The 18759-nt window shown below is 43.8% G+C and carries 18 protein-coding genes and 1 riboswitch; of the genes, 15 read left to right on the forward strand and 3 right to left on the reverse strand.

Annotated elements, in window-relative coordinates:
- Window positions 1-52 precede the first annotated feature (52 nt).
- The 3 genes from H7968_RS12110 to H7968_RS12120 all read right to left on the reverse strand — a co-directional run bounded on the left by H7968_RS12110 (window position 53) and on the right by H7968_RS12120 (window position 2870).
- Window positions 53-730, reverse strand: coding sequence for an amino acid ABC transporter permease (locus H7968_RS12110; protein WP_134374825.1), 678 nt, complete (start codon window positions 728-730; stop codon window positions 53-55).
- Between the two features lie 20 nt (window positions 731-750).
- A complete protein-coding gene (locus H7968_RS12115; RefSeq protein ID WP_227396535.1) occupies window positions 751-1551 on the reverse strand; it encodes a transporter substrate-binding domain-containing protein in 801 nt (266 codons plus the stop codon).
- A 341-nt stretch (window positions 1552-1892) separates the two neighbouring features.
- Window positions 1893-2870 carry a Gfo/Idh/MocA family protein gene (locus tag H7968_RS12120; protein WP_319799497.1) on the reverse strand — a complete coding sequence of 326 codons (978 nt, stop codon included), beginning with the start codon at window positions 2868-2870 and terminating at the stop codon, window positions 1893-1895.
- A 179-nt stretch (window positions 2871-3049) separates the two neighbouring features.
- Here H7968_RS12120 and H7968_RS12125 point away from each other — a divergent pair, with 179 nt between their 5' ends.
- The 15 genes from H7968_RS12125 to H7968_RS12195 all read left to right on the forward strand — a co-directional run bounded on the left by H7968_RS12125 (window position 3050) and on the right by H7968_RS12195 (window position 18460).
- Window positions 3050-3691, forward strand: coding sequence for a FusB/FusC family EF-G-binding protein (locus tag H7968_RS12125; RefSeq protein WP_227396403.1), 642 nt, complete (start codon window positions 3050-3052; stop codon window positions 3689-3691).
- A 15-nt stretch (window positions 3692-3706) separates the two neighbouring features.
- Entirely contained in the window at window positions 3707-4690 is a 984-nt protein-coding gene (locus H7968_RS12130) for a DUF4003 family protein (RefSeq protein ID WP_227396404.1), read from the forward strand.
- Window positions 4691-4711: 21 nt separating this feature from the next.
- On the forward strand, window positions 4712-5416 hold the full coding sequence (locus H7968_RS12135; RefSeq protein ID WP_227396405.1) for a type 1 glutamine amidotransferase: 705 nt from the start codon (window positions 4712-4714) through the stop codon (window positions 5414-5416).
- Window positions 5417-6081: 665 nt separating this feature from the next.
- Window positions 6082-6184, forward strand: a riboswitch (SAM riboswitch).
- A 99-nt stretch (window positions 6185-6283) separates the two neighbouring features.
- Complete coding sequence (locus tag H7968_RS12140) at window positions 6284-7417, forward strand: methionine biosynthesis PLP-dependent protein (protein WP_227396406.1); 1134 nt, start codon at window positions 6284-6286, stop codon at window positions 7415-7417.
- On the forward strand, window positions 7398-8570 hold the full coding sequence (metC, locus tag H7968_RS12145) for a cystathionine beta-lyase (RefSeq protein ID WP_227396407.1): 1173 nt from the start codon (window positions 7398-7400) through the stop codon (window positions 8568-8570). Before H7968_RS12140 ends, metC begins: the two co-directional genes overlap by 20 nt.
- Before the next feature lie 50 nt (window positions 8571-8620).
- The gene (locus H7968_RS12150) at window positions 8621-9418 is read left to right on the forward strand and encodes an SDR family NAD(P)-dependent oxidoreductase (RefSeq protein ID WP_227396408.1); all 798 of its coding nucleotides are present in this window, start codon (window positions 8621-8623) and stop codon (window positions 9416-9418) included.
- 613 nt (window positions 9419-10031) lie between these two features.
- Window positions 10032-11132, forward strand: a complete 1101-nt coding sequence (locus H7968_RS12155; RefSeq protein ID WP_227396409.1) for an ABC transporter ATP-binding protein — start codon at window positions 10032-10034, stop codon at window positions 11130-11132.
- Entirely contained in the window at window positions 11122-11940 is an 819-nt protein-coding gene (locus H7968_RS12160) for an ABC transporter permease (RefSeq protein WP_227396410.1), read from the forward strand. The genes H7968_RS12155 and H7968_RS12160 overlap by 11 nt, the downstream gene beginning before the upstream one ends.
- Complete coding sequence (locus H7968_RS12165) at window positions 11924-12727, forward strand: ABC transporter permease (RefSeq protein ID WP_134374845.1); 804 nt, start codon at window positions 11924-11926, stop codon at window positions 12725-12727. Before H7968_RS12160 ends, H7968_RS12165 begins: the two co-directional genes overlap by 17 nt.
- Complete coding sequence (locus tag H7968_RS12170) at window positions 12727-13800, forward strand: ABC transporter substrate-binding protein (protein ID WP_227396411.1); 1074 nt, start codon at window positions 12727-12729, stop codon at window positions 13798-13800. The genes H7968_RS12165 and H7968_RS12170 overlap by 1 nt, the downstream gene beginning before the upstream one ends.
- A 303-nt stretch (window positions 13801-14103) precedes the next feature.
- Window positions 14104-15288: a cation:proton antiporter gene (locus H7968_RS12175; RefSeq protein WP_227396412.1), complete on the forward strand. Its 1185-nt coding sequence runs from the start codon at window positions 14104-14106 to the stop codon at window positions 15286-15288.
- Window positions 15289-15746: 458 nt separating this feature from the next.
- The gene (locus H7968_RS12180) at window positions 15747-16130 is read left to right on the forward strand and encodes a GntR family transcriptional regulator (protein WP_227396413.1); all 384 of its coding nucleotides are present in this window, start codon (window positions 15747-15749) and stop codon (window positions 16128-16130) included.
- Entirely contained in the window at window positions 16127-17032 is a 906-nt protein-coding gene (locus H7968_RS12185; RefSeq protein WP_227396414.1) for an ATP-binding cassette domain-containing protein, read from the forward strand. Before H7968_RS12180 ends, H7968_RS12185 begins: the two co-directional genes overlap by 4 nt.
- Window positions 17004-17747, forward strand: coding sequence for a hypothetical protein (locus H7968_RS12190; protein ID WP_227396415.1), 744 nt, complete (start codon window positions 17004-17006; stop codon window positions 17745-17747). Before H7968_RS12185 ends, H7968_RS12190 begins: the two co-directional genes overlap by 29 nt.
- On the forward strand, window positions 17741-18460 hold the full coding sequence (locus H7968_RS12195) for a hypothetical protein (protein WP_227396416.1): 720 nt from the start codon (window positions 17741-17743) through the stop codon (window positions 18458-18460). The genes H7968_RS12190 and H7968_RS12195 overlap by 7 nt, the downstream gene beginning before the upstream one ends.
- The last annotated feature ends 299 nt before the right edge of the window (window positions 18461-18759 follow it).

Below are 18759 nucleotides of genomic sequence, written 5' to 3' on the forward strand. Positions count from 1 at the left end.
TCTCTGAACAAGAGCAGAATGAGGCCGGCCTTTTTTATCATTGAAAATAATTTTATAAATATTCTTCATAGCGTTTTTCGAGGTAGTTTTGGAACACTGTCATGGCTGCGCAAATGGCCCAATAAATAAGAGCGACCATAATGTACATCGTCATGAAATCAAATTCCCGTCCACCAACAATACGGGCTTTCTGGAAAATCTCAGGCACAGTAATGATCGCAGCCAGTGATGTAGCCTTGATAATATCCAGCTGTACGTTGGCAAGCGGTGGTGTAGCGGTTCTGATTGATTGAGGCAAAATGATGCCAAACATTGTCTGCCAATAGCTCAGGCCAAGTGCTTTTGATGATTCCCATTGTCCTTTATCGACAGCTGACAGGGATGATCGTATAATTTCTGCGATATAAGCGGCGCTATTGATACTGAAAGCGATCAGCGCTGCCTGCAGGGCTGGAATCTGTACCCCAATAACAGGCATGCCGAAGTACAGTAAAAATAGGATGACCAGAATCGGGACACCACGCATAAATGAAATATACGTGCGTGCAGGCCATCTGAGAAATGAATACTTTGACGTTCTCGCTAAAGCAATAAAAAAACCGAGAACGAGACCGGCTGCCATACTGACGAGAGAAATGAGCATGGTATAACCAATACCGGAAATAACAAAAGGGAATGATTCCCATGCTAATTGTGGATCAAACAGTAAATCCCATCGAATATCGCCCATTGTCCCGCTCCTTTCAAATATTAATTTTCAAATTCAATATCCGGTTTTTGTGTAACATCTTCACCGGCGAAAAACTGTGCTGAGATTTCAGCGATTGTACCATCTTCAAGCATTTCATCAAGAACGCGGTTTACATTCTCAACCAGCTCTTCGTTTTCCGGATTCATCACCATGCCTACTTCGGAAGGGCTGTACTGAAGATTCGGATGAATCGTCAAACCAAGGTCAGGAAATGCTTCAAGCGCAAGTGTTTGCAAGTAATAGTCATTCAGGATAACGTCTGTATTTCCAACTGACACATCACGTAGATATTGTTCATTAGTCGCATTGTCGTAGATGACTTCTTCTGCTCCGTATTCACGGGCAAGGTCCATGTAAACGGATGTTGCAGCACCTGCCGCACGCTTGCCGGCAAGATCTTCAAACGTTTCGATGCCTGACAGGTCATCTTCACGAACGATCGCTGTTCCGTAAGAATACTTAATCGGTGTCGTAAATGCGAAATCCTCGGCGCGCTCCTCAGTGATCTCGATATCATTAGAGGCAAGATCAACCTGACCAGTATTAACGGCAGTCAGCATTCCGTCAAAACCGATTTCCTCCCATTCCACTTCAAGCTCAAGCCGCTCAGCCAGCTCTTTGACAACTTCTACTTCAAAGCCCGTCAGCTCTTCGGTTTCCTCGTCATAATAAGAAGTAGGATACAAAGTTCCTGACGTGGCAACCTTCAGTACACCTTCCTCCTGAATCGTATCCCATGCAGTCGCTGATTCATCTGAACCAGAAGAACCGCATGCTGTTAAAAGGACAACTGAAAGCATGCCAGCTGTCAAAGCCCGTTTTTTAAAAGGGTATTTTGCGTTCAAGATACATCCTCCTCAAATATTAATCCTTTAAAACCATAGCATTTCAGTAGGTTTTTCACAAGGAAAAGATATGCTCTCAAAGTGCTGGTAAATAAGGGTTTGTGAGTGAATAATCAGTCATTTCATCTCATCCTGAAATAGAGTAGGGGGTATAGAGCGGGTTTGTTCACTTGGACAATGAATAAGGACAGTCTAAAAAAGACAGCAGAGGTTAGAAAAGTGGGGTTTCGTCAGCAGATCAATTGGTATTCCAATGAAAAAACGGGCCCTCCATTTAGGAGAGACCCGGTTTAAGTTCAGTCTAACGGATAAACAACACCAATCTGCTTTCTGATTGCCTCCATCAGTTCAACAGTCAATAAAGATCGTTCGTGGGTGTTGACAGATGACTGAATCGTTCCGCTTTCGTATGTGCGGATAAATTCTTCCACTTCATACGCCATCGGAGGTTTGGATTGTGCTACTGAGAGATCCGTCACACCATCCTGCTTTGACATCAGGCTTACTTTTTCAGGAGAGCTGATATGGTCAATATGAAGAGCAGCTTTCTCACCGGAAATCTCGCTTGCAAGAAAACTGTCTGCAATTTTGGAGTAACTTAATGTGACATTCATTTCATCGTATGAAAGCAGCACCATACCCTGTCCATCGACACCTGTGGACAAATTCGTACTGATTGCATGTACTTCATTGGGTCTGCCGAATAATGTCACGATCGGATAAAGCGTATAGACGCCTAAGTCCATTAAAGATCCGTTTGCCAGATCCGGCTTGAAAGCGTTCAGTACTTCGCCCGCTTTAAATTTGTCGTACCTGGAAGAGTATTGCCCGTAATGAGCGCGCACCTGTCTGATGTCTCCAAGTAGGGGCAGTGATTCCTGGATCTTCTTAAAGTTTGGCATGACCGTTGATTTCATCGCTTCCATTAAAAGAACATTTTCTTTTCTTGATACGCTGATCATCTTTTCAGCCATCGCTTTTGTTGCAGTTAAAGGCTTTTCACATAAGACAGGAATACCGGACTCCATACATTCAATCGCCTGTTCATGATGCACCGCATTTGGTGTCGCCAGATAAACAGCATCAATCTCTCCACTGTGACACATGTCCGTGATCGACTCATAAGTATGTGTCAGATCATTTTTTTCTGCGAAATTTTTTGCGGTCTCGAGCTTTCTTGAACAAACAGCGGTAACACTTGCGCCATCCACTGTACGGGCAGCTTCTATAAATGACTCTGTAATCCAGTTTGTCCCGATTACGCCGAATCTCATCATTGATCATCCTTTCTATGTACACCTGTTGAACAGTTTACATGGTAAACTCCGTCAAAAACAACATTTACATGCGTCAAAAGGGTGTGATGAGGGTATAGAAAGAGAATAATACTTTGGTGAAACCTGTTCGCCATTTGTGCGTAAGAATACTACACCAGGACTAAAGGGAGATTGCGATGGAACCATTTATTTCTAATCATCAATTTAATATAATCAAACACCAGATTGCCGGCATGCAGCGCCAGGTCATTGGCACAACGGATCAGGGTGTCCGCACGGCTGTAAAAGAGATAGCAGAGGCAAAAGTGATCGAGAGTTTTGACAATCTCACTTCAGAACAGGAAGACGTGCTTTCAGCTATTTCCTCGCTTGGCACAGAGGAAGAACGTAACGCATTTTTATTATCACTGCTACCTTACAGAGAATCCTTTCCGGCGATCACACCGGCGGATTTGCGTGGCCTTTTTCCAAAAGTGAAGAAGCTCAGTATCCCTGACCTGAATGCGATTGATTTCAAAGCACTTACGTATCTCGGTTGGAAAGACATTGGTCAGGATAAACAATATTTTGTCTATCCCATAAATGGGAAATTAACCGGCATACAGGGCAGATATGTCATTTCTGCAAAGAAAGGTCTATGTCATTTTTGTGGGCGCTTTGGAGATGTTGCATTTACGAGCATTCAGACGAAAGCCGGTCAGCAGGATCCATACAAAGCATTTGGCCATTACATTTGCTACGACAGTAAAGAATGCAATCAATCTATACAAAATACGGAATCACTCGAAGGTTTTTTACGCCAGGTAGTGAAAATGTAATTGAGGTGACCATTCATGAAGGTGGAAGATCAAATCAAATCTTTTGTAGCGATTTATGAACAACTTCGAAAAAAATACCGTTGGCGGGCAAACAATCAGTCATTAATCATGATTGCCGGGCAGCTTGCAGCGCACGAAAAACCTTTTCAGCTCAATGAATTTATCCGTCTCGTTGACTTCATAAAGGACGAATCAAGTGCATTTTCCTACGTACAGTCAACGGATTTAAGATTTATGCTGGCGGGTCTGCTGTGGGCTGAGTATGAAGATCCTCAAAGTGCCTATCCTGACATGATGCAAATCTATGAAAAACTGATCGAAGGTGGCTTTAAAAGGAGTCCACACGCCTACATTGCTGCCTATGCTCTGTTCAGTTCTTTAAAAGATGGGGATGATGCTGATGCGCATGTAGAACGATCCATCAATATGTATAAAGGAATTAAAGAAAAGCATTTTTTCCTGACCTCACACGAAGATTATCCGCTCTCTGTGTTGCTTGCTGAGGAGGAGGGAGAGCAGGAAGAACTTCTCGATGATATGTCTTATTATTACGACCAGCTTCACATCGTACTGGCAAAGGGCAATAACAGACAATTCCTGTCTCAAATTCTTACTTACGGGCGTCAGGATAATCGCCAGCTGCTCGTGCAGAACACGGTTACCTGGCTTGATGACCTGAGACAGAATAAGATGAAGCTCCGCGGGAACCATTTGCCGGTGGTGGGCGTTTTAGCATTGGCTGGGAGACCGTCTGATCTGCTGCCGGACGTGAAAGATGTTTTTGAAACTCTGGTCAGCCATAAGCAATTCAAGTGGCATCGGGATCTATGCTTCATGGTTGCCGTGCGCTTTGTTGTACAGAAGCAGGCGGAGGAAAACCGCTTTTTGGATGTCGGTCTGGCAACGACGATTGAATCCATTTTACAGGCACAACAGGCAGCGACCTTTGCTGCGATTTCAGCATCCGCAGCAGCTGCAGCAAGTTCATCAAGCGATTAAATACAGAGACGGGGAACCAATATGAGACTGATTTGTTTGCAGCACGTCTGGTATGATGATGCAGGCTTTTTGGAAGAGTGGGTAAAAGTATGGGGGTGCAGTCTTCATTATTTTGATGCGAAAAAGCCTGTAAACTACCCGGAGCTCGAAGATGAGGATGTACTCGTTGTCCTTGGCGGTCCGATGAGTGTGTTGGACCTGCCCGATACTGAATGGATGCAGAAGGAAGTGGCTTATATTGAAAAAGCACTTCAGCACGGGCATAAGGTGATCGGAATTTGCCTCGGTTCTCAGCTGCTTGCCCACATTTACGGCACAGAAGTTCATACGCTTCCCAAGTATGAAATGGGGTGGGCTGAGATTAACTGGGACCACGGCTTTTTGGAGGATTTTGATGTGGAGGACATGGACATCCCGATGTTTCACTGGCATAGCGATCTGTATGAGCTTCCAGAAGGTACAAAACCGCTTGGCAAAACGGATCTGACACCTGTTCAGGGATTTTATACAGATCAGGTACTGGCGTTTCAATTTCACCCTGAAATGACAGTGAAAGGGATTCAACAGCTCATTGACCATGATCATCAGGAGATTGAATTGAGAGATACCTCCGTTGAAATCGAAGAACCACGTGCCGATCCAGGTTACGTAGAACAAAGCCATAACCGTTTCCAACCGATACTCGAAAAATTTCTCGGCGTATCCGGTGAAAAAAAGATTGATTAGGGGTAGACATCTTTTTGAATTGTGTATACAATAAGAATGAGATTCATTCTCAACTAAACATAAACGAATCGTCGCTGATTCTTAACACAACTTCTGCTGCAAAGTTTCGATTCGCACCGTCACTTTGCTGCCAGGAAGAATAAAAGCGACACCCCCTCTATTGAGCCGGAGCCTGCCGACACACAGGCTCCGGCTATATTTGTGACTAAAAAAGCGGAGGCGGGCGTTTAGGGACGTATTCGAGTTATTTAACTACTCTTTCGGGTTATTTGACCACTCTTTACATTTATTTGACCACTTTCGATTGTTATTTAACTACTCTCAGCCCTTATTTAACCACTCTCACAAAATATCCCGGCGCAGGCCGGGGGCTCTTGAAGATTTTGAGTAATCTAGCTTGATCCTGCGTCCAGGTACAGGATTGCGAGCGGCCATTCCCATTGATTAGACAACTTTTTGCTGGTATTTGACAACTCTTTTGCATTATTTGACCACTTCATCTGTTTATTTGACAACTCTTATTCGTTATTTAACCACTCTCAAAAAAGTGATCCTGTAGAGACTACGAATGAGCTTGAGCTTCTCCTTTTTATCATCTTTCCCTTGCTTCTTCCAGCAAAATAAGGTAGTCTATACAACAACATTAATTTTTCTGACAATTTCATATCTTATCGAGAGAGGTTGAGGGACTGGCCCTTTGACGCCTCAGCAACCAGCTATTTATAGCCCGGTGCTAATGCCAGCAGGCGTATGCCTGAATGATAAGAGGACCTTACACGTAAAGAACCTTCTCTTATCATAGATTAGGTTCTTTTTTATTGACCAAAAACATAAAGATTGAATCCCGGTTTGAAAGGAATGAGGAAGATGAGTTATTTCCCGGAAACAGAGCTTGCACAGCTTGGTAATCGCAGTGAGAAAGATACAGGTACGGTGAATCCACCGATTTACTTGTCGACGGCTTACCGTCACAGTGGACTTGGCGAATCAACAGGATACGACTATACGAGAACAAAAAATCCTACGAGAGCCATTTTGGAGGAAGGAATTGCCCGGCTGGAAAAAGGGGATGCCGGATTCGCGACGAGCTCTGGCATGGCTGCGATACAGCTTGTTTTATCACTATTTAAACCGGGAGATGTCATCCTTGCCTCAGATGATTTGTACGGAGGGACGTACCGGTTGTTTAATCATTGGGAGAACCAATTCAATGTGACCTTTCGTTATCTTGATACAAACAATGCTGATGAACTTGAAAAAGCATACACGGAAGAAGTAAAAGCCGTTTTTGTTGAAACACCGACAAACCCGTTGATGAAGCTGACTGATCTGAATAAGGTCGGAGCTTTTACTGAAAAATATAATCTGTTATTTATTGCGGATAATACGTTTTTAACGCCTTATTTACAGAGACCGATTGAGCATGGTGCAGACATTGTGATTCATAGTGCAACGAAGTATCTCGGTGGGCACAATGATGTGTTGGCGGGACTTGTTGTGACAAAAGGAGAAGCGCTGAGTGAAAAGCTGTTTCAGATGCATAACGGCGCAGGAGCCGTCTTATCCCCGATGGATTCCTGGCTGTTGATCCGCGGAATGAAGACACTCGCGCTGAGGATGGACCGTCATCAGGAAAATGCACAGGCACTGGCGGATTTTCTGGCTGAACAGACTGGCGTGACAGATGTCATCTATCCGAAGGTTGGCGGGATGTTATCTTTCCGCCTCGAAAAAGAAGAATGGATTGATCCATTTTTACGCTCGACTCAAGTGATCTCATTTGCGGAAAGTCTTGGTGGGGTGGAAAGCTTTATTACGTATCCTGCAACGCAGACACACGCGGATATTCCTGAGGAAGAACGGGAGAAAAAAGGCATTTGTAAAAGGCTTCTGCGTTTTTCAGTAGGAATCGAACAGGTTGAGGACTTGAAAAATGATTTAAAAAAGGCGCTAGAAGCAGCCTGTAAGGAGGAGACAGCATATGACAGAACATCGCTTTGACACGAAGCTGCTGCATCAGCCATCTTATATTGATAAACAGACAGGGGCAGTCAACGTACCTCTGCATTATTCTTCGACGTATCATCAGCAGTCTATTGATGAATTCGGTCCTTACGATTACAGCCGCTCAGGAAATCCGACCAGACAAGCGCTGGAGGAAACGATTGCTGATCTTGAAAATGGTACAGCCGGATTTGCATTTGCTTCCGGTATGGCGGCGATCTCATCAGCCTTTATGCTGCTGTCAGCCGGTGATCATGTCCTTGTGTCAAAGGATGTATACGGCGGCACCTATCGTGTGATCACAGAGGTGCTGACACGCTTTGGCATTGATCATACATTTATTGATATGACGGACCTGGATGAGACGGCCAGAAACGTCCGGCCGAATACGAGGGTCATTTATGTAGAGACGCCATCCAATCCGACGCTGAATATAACGGATATCGAGGGTGTGGCGAAGGTGGCAAAAGCGCATGGCTGTCTCACTTTTGTTGATAACACATTTATGACACCTCTTTATCAAAAGCCGCTGGATCTGGGAGCGGATCTCGTGCTTCACAGTGCCACCAAGTTTTTGTCCGGCCATAGTGATGTCGTGGCAGGGCTTGCTGCGGTAAAGGATGAAGAAATTGCATCACGGTTAAAGTTTATTCAGAACTCATTTGGATCGATTCTCGGTGTGCAGGATAGCTGGCTGTTGCTGCGCGGTATTAAAACGCTCAGTGTGCGTATGAAGCAGTCATCTGAGACAGCTCGTGATATTGCTCAATATCTTCACCATAATCCACTGATTGATGAAGTATACTATCCCGGGTTTTCGTTTCACGCTGGCTATCATATTCATCAGCGCCAATCGACCGGGGCGGGAGCAGTACTATCATTTAGACTCCCTTCTAAAGAATGTGCGGGAGTATTTGTAGAGGCGATGAAAATTCCAGTGTTTGCGGTAAGTCTTGGTGCAGTGGAATCCATTTTATCCTATCCGGCTACAATGTCACACGCAGCGATGCCTCTTGCAGAACGGGAAAAGCGTGGCATTACAGACGGACTGCTGCGGCTTTCTGTTGGGCTTGAGGATCCGGATGATCTGTTGGCAGACGTCAAACAGGCGCTTGCCAAAGCATCTGAGTATGCCGCGCTTAACGTTTAACAGAACGCTCCGTGTGGAATAGTCTACCATTAACCATACGGAGGGATTCGATGCTTTTTTCAAATGATTCATTTCAACATGAACATATTCTCGTTACAGGTGCAACAGGCGGAATCGGCTATGCTACGGTGATTGAAGCACTTAAGGCAGGTGCCTCAGTCACTGCAACCGGACGCAATGAAGAAAAGCTTAATGCATTAAAAGCAGAATGCGAAAAAGCCCGCATTGCAGACAAACTGACCATCGTAACATCCGATCTCAATGAGGAGGGCGGCAGGCAGCATCTGCTCGAAAAAGCGAAAGAGTCTTCAGGATCTATTACAGGACTCGTCAACTCTGCCGGCATTTCCGGAGGAGATATACTGGAGAAATTGAAAGAAGAAGACATGAAAAAGATCATGGAGCTCAACTACTTTTCTACCGTTGCGCTGACCCAGCTGCTTTACTCCGACATGAAAGCGGCAGGAAAAGGAGCCGTCGTCAACGTATCCTCCCTTTCCGGACTGAGAGGGACACATGGCAACACCGCCTATGCTGCATCTAAGTTTGCAGTCATCGGTTTCACCCAATCCTTTGCAGTTGAAGCGATTGAACACGGAGTCAGAGTCAATGCCGTCTGCCCAGGTTTCGTTGATACTGAAATGGGCCGGAATGCCATTAAGAAAAAAGCTGACCGGGAAGGCAGATCCTTCGAAGAACAGCTCAAACAGGTTGAAAAAGGACTCCCATCCGGCCGGATCACACAGCCGGAAGAAGTAGCCAGAACCATTCTCTTTTTACTATCGGACGCAGCTGAAAACATCGTCGGAGAATCCGTCAAAATCTCCGGTGGCAGCGTCATGCGTTAAATCTTTCGGCTTGCGAAAAAATTGCTTGAATTACCTGTATAATCATGCTTAAATAAATTTGCGACAAAGACTGCAGCAGCCAAACTGCAGTCTTTATTGTGGAATGAGGTTTAGATTAATTAGTAACGGATCTAATTAATCGGATTGCCTGTCTCCCTTTCTTACCTAACCAGTTTGATGTCATCTTTCGAGTTATACATTTTCGTTACACAAACTTGATGTGACAATCTTTTAGTACATTTTATTTTCATCCAATATTTAAAGTGCATGACACACCCGCAGACTCCTGCGGCAGAAAAGCGACAGGTGAGACAGCGCAGTGCGGTGCACTAGCTGGCTCACCGCGCGGCCTTGGAAAAGCGGAGGCGACTCGTCCAGCCCCGACAAGCATAAGGCGAAGATGAAAAGAGGGTTGCCCTTTACCCTCGTTCAGCTTTGACTTATGACCTCGAGGGGCTAGTCGCCGGAGCTGGACAAAGGAAAGGGAGGGATTTTCAGGCACGGTTTTAAATCCTCACACATCCAAAATAAACATCTTGAAATCGTGACAATTTCCTATATTCTTTACAATAGATAAAAGCACACGCTGCTTACATAAAAGGAGGATGCATAATTGACTAACACCATTATTCGTTTCGAGCAGGTCAGCCACCAGTTTGATGATTCCGTTGTCTTAAACAACGTATCGTTTGATATAGAAAAAGGAAAATTCTATACCTTATTAGGCCCTTCAGGCTGCGGTAAAACAACCATTCTACGCCTGATTGCCGGTTTTATGGAACCTTCACAAGGATCTATTTATTTTGATGGCAAAAAGATTAATGAAGTGCCTGCTAACAAGCGTCAGGTAAATACCGTTTTTCAGGATTATGCGCTCTTTCCGCATTTGAATGTATTTGAGAACGTTGCGTTCGGTCTTAAAATCAAAAAAATGAAAAAATCACTCATCGCTGAAAAGGTGAAGGAAGCACTGAAGTTCGTAAACCTTGAAGGCTATGAGCAGCGTGAGATCAGCGAGATGTCCGGTGGTCAGCGGCAGCGTGTGGCTATTGCCCGCGCCATTGTCAATGAGCCTGAGGTGATTTTGCTGGACGAGCCTTTATCAGCGCTGGATTTAAAGCTTCGTACAGAAATGCAGTATGAGTTGCGCGAGCTTCAGCAGAGACTAGGCATTACGTTCATTTTTGTTACGCATGATCAAGAAGAGGCACTCGCGATGTCTGATGAAATTTTCGTTTTAAATAACGGCGTCATTCAGCAGAGTGGAACGCCAACAGATATTTACGACGAGCCAATTAACCGTTTCGTGGCAGATTTTATCGGGGAATCAAATATCACTTCAGGTAAAATGATCGCCGATTACAGGGTGTCATTTGCAGGCAAAGAATTTGAATGTGTAGATGCTGGACTTCAGCCGAACGAAGAGATTGAAATTGTCATTCGTCCGGAGGATCTGGCGATTACAACGAGTGAAGCAGGAAAACTCAAAGTAAAAGTGGATTCACAGCTGTTCAGAGGGGTTCATTACGAGATTTGCTGCTTTGATGAATTTAATAATGAATGGCTTGTCCATTCGACAAGAAAAGCAGAGGTTGGCAGTGAAATCGGTCTGACGTTTGAGCCTGAGGCGATTCATGTCATGCGCTTCAATGAATCAGAAGAAGATTTCGACCGTCGCCTGGAAGGCTACTCGGAGACTGGCCATGGGAACTAAAGCGAGAAATCTGTTTTTAATTCCATATGGCTTCTGGATCGTCTTTTTTGTGGCGGCACCCTTGTTAATGGTGCTATTTTACTCCTTCAGAGATTTAGATGGAGGATTCACGCTTGCCAATTACGCAAACTTTTTCAGCTCAACCTACTTTCAATTGGCAGTCAGTTCTTTCTGGTACGCGTTTCTCATCACCTTATTTGCGCTGTTGATTTCGTACCCGACTGCACTTATTTTAACTAAATTAAAGCATAAACAGCTATGGCTTTTGCTGATTATCGTTCCATCATGGATTAATCTGCTGTTAAAGGTATATGCGTTTCTTGGGATCTTTGGGACGTATGGTCCTGCCAATGCCCTCCTCGAGGTAATGGGGATTGGTGAGCGCCAGCTGTTATTTACTGATTTCAGTTTCGTCTTTGTATCGGTTTATATTTTTATTCCGTTTATGATTTTACCGATTTATAATGCGCTTGATAAACTGAATCCTTCTCTCGTGGATGCATCCCGTGATCTCGGTGCGTCAGCCTTTGAATCCTTCAGGCAGGTCATTTTTCCGTTGACGATTGATGGCGTAAAAGCAGGCTGTCAGCTTGTTTTCATCCCGTCTTTGTCACTGTTTATGATCACACGTCTAATTGCAGGAAATCAGGTCATTACGCTTGGTACAGCAATCGAACAGCATTTTCTTGTTACACAGGACTGGGGAATGGGTTCGGTCATTGCCGTGTTCCTGATTCTCTCTATGTTTGTCATTATGTTTTTAACCGGAAACAGAAAGTGGGGACTGACCAATGACAAAAAAGCTTAAATGGTCCCGCATTTACTTAGCAGTTGTCTTTTTGATTTTATATGCACCTATTTTTTACTTAATGTTTTATTCGTTTAACAGCGGAGAGAATATGTACGGGTTTGAAGGGTTCACGCTCGACTGGTATCGTGCAGTTTTCTCTGACACGAGACTGTTAATTATCGTGCTGAATACCGTCATCATTGCCCTGCTGTCAGCGGTCATTTCAACGATTATCGGTGTGTTTGGCGCACTTGCGATCATGTATGTAAAGCAGCAGCGGATGAAAAATACCCTGCTGTCGTTAAACAATGTGCTGATTGTCAGTCCGGACGTGATTATCGGTGCTTCATTCCTGATCCTGTTCACGATCATCGGGATCCGCCTTGGATTCACCTCTGTCCTACTGGCGCACATCGCATTTAGTGTGCCGATTGTGGTCATCATGGTGCTTCCAAAACTTCAGGAAATGAGTCCGACGCTGATTGATGCAGCGCGTGATCTTGGTGCAAGCCGCTTTGAGGTGCTTTCAAAAGTTGTCATCCCTTACATTACGCCTGGTATTTTTGCCGGATTTTTTATGGCTTTAACGTATTCGCTTGATGACTTTGCCGTCACATTTTTTGTGACAGGAAATGGCTTCTCGACGTTATCCGTTGAAATTTATTCTCTTGCCAGACAGGGAATTTCGCTCCAGATTAATGCTTTATCGACATTGATTTTCTTTGTCACGCTGGCACTTGTCATCGGCTACTACTTTATCAGTAAACGCAGTGGCGGACTGGTAGGAATGGGGGTTCGTAAATAATGGCAAAACTCATTCGTATTTTTGGTATCGTGACAGTCATTGCGCTTGTTTTACTCGTCGTGGTAGATCGTCTGGATGCTTCCCAGGGAGGCGGTGGCGGCAGTAATACGCTGACCGTTTTTAACTGGGGAGATTATATTGATGAAGAATTGATCACTAAATTTGAAGAAGAAACAGGCATTCGCGTCATTTACGAAACGTTCGATTCAAACGAAGCGATGCTGACAAAGATTGAACAAGGTGGAACGACGTATGATATCGCCGTCCCGTCTGAGTACACCATTGATAAAATGATTGAGGACGACCTGTTAATTGAGCTTGATCACAGTCAGCTGCCGAATATGGAGTATCTGAACCCTGACTTTATGGATCTGTCCTTTGATCCCGGTAATGCCTACTCTATCCCGTATTTCTGGGGAACAGTTGGCATCGTTTACAATAAGGAGATGGTTGGCCGCGAGCTGACCAGCTGGGACGACCTGTGGGCAGACGACCTCCGCAACGATATTCTCCTAGTTGACGGAGCACGTGAAATCATGGGGATGGGCTTAAACAGTCTCGGATACTCTCTCAATACAAAAGAAGAGTCTGAGCTGTTAGAGGCTCAGGAAAAACTCCAGACGTTGTCTCCGAATATCAAAGCAATTGTCGGGGATGAGATCAAAATGCTGATCGGAAACGGAGAAGCCCCACTCGGCGTCGTCTGGTCCGGTGAAGCAGCTGAGATCATGTATGAAAATGAAGACCTTGACTACGTTGTGCCGGAAGAAGGTTCCAATCTCTGGTTTGATAATATGGTCATTCCGAAAACAGCGGATAATGTTGAAGGAGCCCACCAGTTCATAAACTTCATGCTGGACCCGGAAAATGCCGCTCAAAACGCTGAATACGTAGGCTACTCCACGCCAAACGCAGCAGGGTATGAGTTGCTTCCTCCCGAAGTAGCAGAAGATGAGCGCTTTTATCCACCGGAAGAAGTAACAGAACGTCTCGAAGTATACGACAACCTCGGACCAGAGTGGCTCGGGCGCTATAATGAACTGTTTTTAGAGTTTAAGATGAATTTAAGATAAGTAAGAGTAACCGATCAGCTGAGCTGGTCGGTTTTTCTTTTGGGGAAAGAGTCAGGAGGCAGGTTCGCAGGATTTTGGCGGAGGTTCACAGGATTTTGCGGAAGTTTCGCAAAATAAACCGAGTCGTTCGCAATATGATGTGATCAGTTCGCAAAATATCATGCATGGTTCTCAGAATTATATCCATAGACCTATCGAGAAATGATTCATTCACGCACGAATCTGAGTCATAACTTATAAAATCAACAAGGTTTTACTATGTTAATAAGTGGTAAACACTTTTTAAATAAAGGAGGAATCCTCATGGATCCGGTTCAAATTATCCTGCTTTTATTGATAGGGTATATTATTTTCACTGCTGATAAACGAAGTCAGGTATTTCCAAGGCCGCCGGTACTTGCAGGCATCGGAATTATATTGGCCTTTATTCCGTTTTTTGAAGGGCTGATGCTTTCGGAAACCGCACTTTATGAAATCATTTTACCCGCACTTTTATTTATTTCAGCTTATAAATATTCAGTTGCTGCACTGAAGAAAAATGCGTTTGTGATCGGACTGTTAAGTACAGTCAGTCTGATTCTGATGGTGCTGATTTTAGGTGGATTGATATTCTGGCTCGCAGGATTATTTATAGAAATGCCGTTTTTACATGCATTGCTGATTTCAGCCATTTTAACACCGACTGATCCTGTTTCCGTTACATCGATCCTGCATAAATCAATGGATAACGAAAAGGTTGGAGATATTGTAGAAGGGGAGTCGCTGATTAATGATGGAACGAGCTATGTGATTTTTGCAACACTCCTCACACTTGTAACGGAAAATGACTCTTTTTCCATAGGTGCATTCTCAGGAGAATTTCTTTACGTCTCATTGGGCGGCTCGTTAATCGGTATTGTGTGCGGTTGGGTTGTCAGCCGCGCTGTGCATTTCACACACCACCAGGAGTATCAGGTCATGTTGAGCATCGTGATGGCATACGGTATTTTCTATCTGGCTGAAGCGTTCGGTATTTCAGGTGTTTTGGCGACCGTTGCAGCAGGCCTTATGCTGTCGTGGGAGTTTGGAAGAATTAACAGAGAAGACCATTACAGGGAATCGCTTGATCATTTCTGGGATGTTGTAGAGCCCACTCTATTATCACTCGTATTTTTGTTAATCGGTTTTACATCAGTCAGTTACATAAATTTAGAGCTTCTGATCCCGGCGGTTGGGATTTTCATCTTGTCTTTGATCGTGCGGACATCTGTAGTGGTTGGTACGATTTCACTGATTCCGTCCGGCAAAAGAACGGTGACGGGAAAAGAATCCTTTCTCATTTCGTTCGCCGGTGTAAAAGGAACAATGTCAGTGGTCCTCCTGTTGCTGCTAGAGGCTTCCGGAACAGATGGGATCGAAATGCTTACGGCGCTTGCCTTTATGGCGCTGATGCTATCTTTATTTATACAAAGTTTCGGGGTTTATCCGTTGGCGAGGAAATTGAAATAATGATTGGAAGAGACCGGGGCTGAAAATAGCGCCGGTTTTTGATTTTTTAAAAGTGATGTCATGTCTGGAGTAGGCTAAATATCACTGAACTGGCAAACTTTCTGTGGAACTGACGAATTCCGCTTCTAACCTCACGAACTCGGGTGCAAAGCTGACGAACTTAATGTCTAACCTCACGAACCTTATATTCTTGAGGCAACATGTTTTTTAAAAGTGATGTCATGTCTGGAGTAGGCCAAATATCACTGAACTGGCAAACTTTCTGAGGAACTGACGAATTCCGCTTCTAACCTCACGAACTCCAACACTAACCTGACGAATTCAGCAACGAACCTCACAAATTACACCGCCAACCTCACAAACCCAAATTCTTTCCCAAAATCAGTTGCCAATTTCAAGAAATAAGTATATAGTACATTACAACAGTAATGCACTAGAAAAAGGAAGGTGGTGACCTTATGCTGAATCCGGACAGCGTAAAACCGATTTATGTTCAAATTGCCGAATGGCTTGAAACAGAAATTCTTCAGGAGCGGTTTAAAGCAGATGAAAAAATGTATTCCCAGTATCAGCTGGCAGATCAATTCAACATCAACCCTGCAACAGCCGCAAAAGGACTGACCATTTTAGCTGACGCAGGCATTTTATATAAAAAAAGGGGACTCGGTATGTTTGTGACAGAACAGGCAGCAGAACAAATTCGACACAGAAGAATCAACGAAACATTAACAGCACTCGTTTCTGAAATTGTTGAAGAAGCATCGCACTTAAATGTTGGAGAACAGGAGTTAATTCGTATGATTCAGCAGGAGGGAAAACGCCGGAAAGGGGCAGCGTTATGAGTTTGATTGAATGTCGTCATGCAGCTAAGAAATACAGAGGCGGTAGAGGTTTAATAGATGCTGATTTTTCGATTCGTGAACATACGATCACCGGTGTAGTCGGACGCAACGGTGCAGGTAAAACAACACTTCTTAAAATGCTTGCCGGTTATCTCAAACCAACTGACGGGGAAGTGAAAGTGTTCGGAGAGAAGCCGTTTAACAGTTTGAAGGTTTCTGCTAACAGCATGTATTTGGATGAGCATACTGTGTATTCAGATGCCATGCCGATTCGTGAACTTCTGTATCATCACAGCAAATTTTATGCGAACTGGGACCAGAAGCTGGCGGAGGAACTGATTTCCTATTTTGCACTGCCTCTAACGGCGACGCAGGCAGGACTCTCTAAAGGTCAGAAAAACACATTACATGGTGTGTTGGGTCTTGCGGCAAGATGCCCGCTTACTATTTTTGATGAGCCGACAACCGGGATGGATGCCTCTGTGAGAAAGGATTTCTTAAGGGCTCTTTTAAAGGACTACCTGGCCCATCCAAGAACCATGCTGATCTCCAGTCATCACCTTGATGAAATCGAAGACCTGCTCGAAGATCTTCTTTTGATTGATCAGGGGAAAACGATTTTGCATCTTCCTGTTGAAGAAGTGAAAGAATATGCTGTTGCTGTTGCAGGACCGGAATCAGCAGTTAATGTGTGGATTCAAAACCAGACTGTCATTGCAAAAAAAGAAGAAATGGCAGGAATGATCACAGCAATTGTCAAAAATGATTTCACCGCTGCCGAAAAAGCCACAGCATCTGGATTAAGATTTTCCCAGGTATCGGCCAGTGATATTTGCATCTACCTGACAAACCGCGATAAAGGAGGGATCGATGATGTCTTTAACAAACGTCAGTACAGCTGAGGTGATTAAAAAGCAGTTTGTCTTTAAGCTATCAACGTATAAAGATTTCTGGAGAAGTTTATTGATCGTGCAGTTGATTGGGCTCGTATTTTCCTCCGTTGCAAATACCGGAGGAAGTATGATGAGTGATTACTATTCCGTCAATATCTCAACCTATTCCATAAATGTCGTGTTTTTCTTCACATTATTCTGGGCAGCCATTACGGCATTCCTTATAGCATCAAGAAGCTATCGATATGAAGATTTTTCATTTATCACAAACCGTCTGACCAGCTCTATTTCCAGTGCGCTTTTCATTGTCACTGTCACGTTTACTGCGGCAGTTTTTACAGTCTTAAGCTCTTATGTGATTTTTATGGTCATGAAGATTGTTGCGGATTCAGATACTCTTCCAGGTACAACTGTAATCGGAGGGTTTGGTGAGCAGACCGTTACTTTTATCGGAATCTTTGGCTATTTGCTGCTCATTGCTTCTGCCGGTTACCTGCTTGGAAATCTCGTGCAGATCCATCGTGCCTTTATTATTTTAATCCCGATTTTATTTGTATTACCGGGAATGATGACCGTCAGATTCCCTGTCATTAATTATATTTTTGAATTTTATTTTCAGGAATCGTCAGTGCTTTTATTTGCGGTAAAGATGCTCCTGACTGCAACTGTCTTTTTCTTATTAGCGGTCCTGGGTCTACGGAGAGAGGACGTGAGAGAATGGTAGAATTCATCACAATTATACCTGTCATACTATTTGCTTGTTTACTTTATTTTCTTGTGAAAAGATTTAAAAAACCAAGAGTTGGAGTAAGTCGTATCCCCGTAAAGTATATGCTCGGATCATATGCACTGATTTTAATCATAACCATGATCTTCTATTACGCGAGTGAAGGAACTGAGTCATCAGCTCAAACATACAATTCCCTTCATGTAGATGAAATGCAAAACTCGACATTACAGGAACAGGCCATGAACAGAAACTTTGAGAAAATTGATGAGAAATACTTCAAGGGACAGGAAAGGATTGAGTTGCAAACAGAGACATTGGAGCTTAAAGATTCAACTGGGATTTATACTTCTCACAATCACACCATTATTATCACAGAAGAATCCGGACTGGATGCGGAGATACTAATTGACACCTATGCAACTCCTTTCTTAGTAAATGGAGTTGATGTCTCAGAAGACTTTTGGAAAAGTGAATTCACTTACTCACAGGGAACAATGATTCTGAAAATCCCTGAACAGTCTCACATTGATTTAGAGTACGCTCAATTCACCCCATCAATCGTCAATGAACAATTCATGGATAGCGACCCGCATATATTATCCAATATGAACTTCAGAGAAGGCCTAACAATTTACCACCTTCAAATTCCGGAAAGTCTGGAACTGAAATACGACGAAAACGATCCAATTTATCAATTTGAGCAATAAAAATCTAATACATCATTCAACTGAAGAACATCCAGTTTAATTTTTGAACTAAAAGTTATTCGGAATATTAGATTTTGATTGAAGTGTTCCCAAGGTCAGGAGGCCCCCGAAGACTCCTACGGCAGAGGAGCGACAGGTGAGACAGCGTAGCGCAAAGCGCTAGCTGGCTCACCGCGCGGCCGTGGAAAGCGAAGGGGGCCTCCTGACCAATTTTCTAAACAGAAATAAATTAAAAACCAATAAATAAAATATTCAGAAAAAGGTTGACTTCTGTTTCCAACCGCTCTATAATCCTCAAC

The sequence above is a fragment of the Jeotgalibacillus aurantiacus genome, from assembly GCF_020595125.1.
Taxonomy (GTDB): Bacteria; Bacillota; Bacilli; order Bacillales; family Jeotgalibacillaceae; genus Jeotgalibacillus; species Jeotgalibacillus aurantiacus.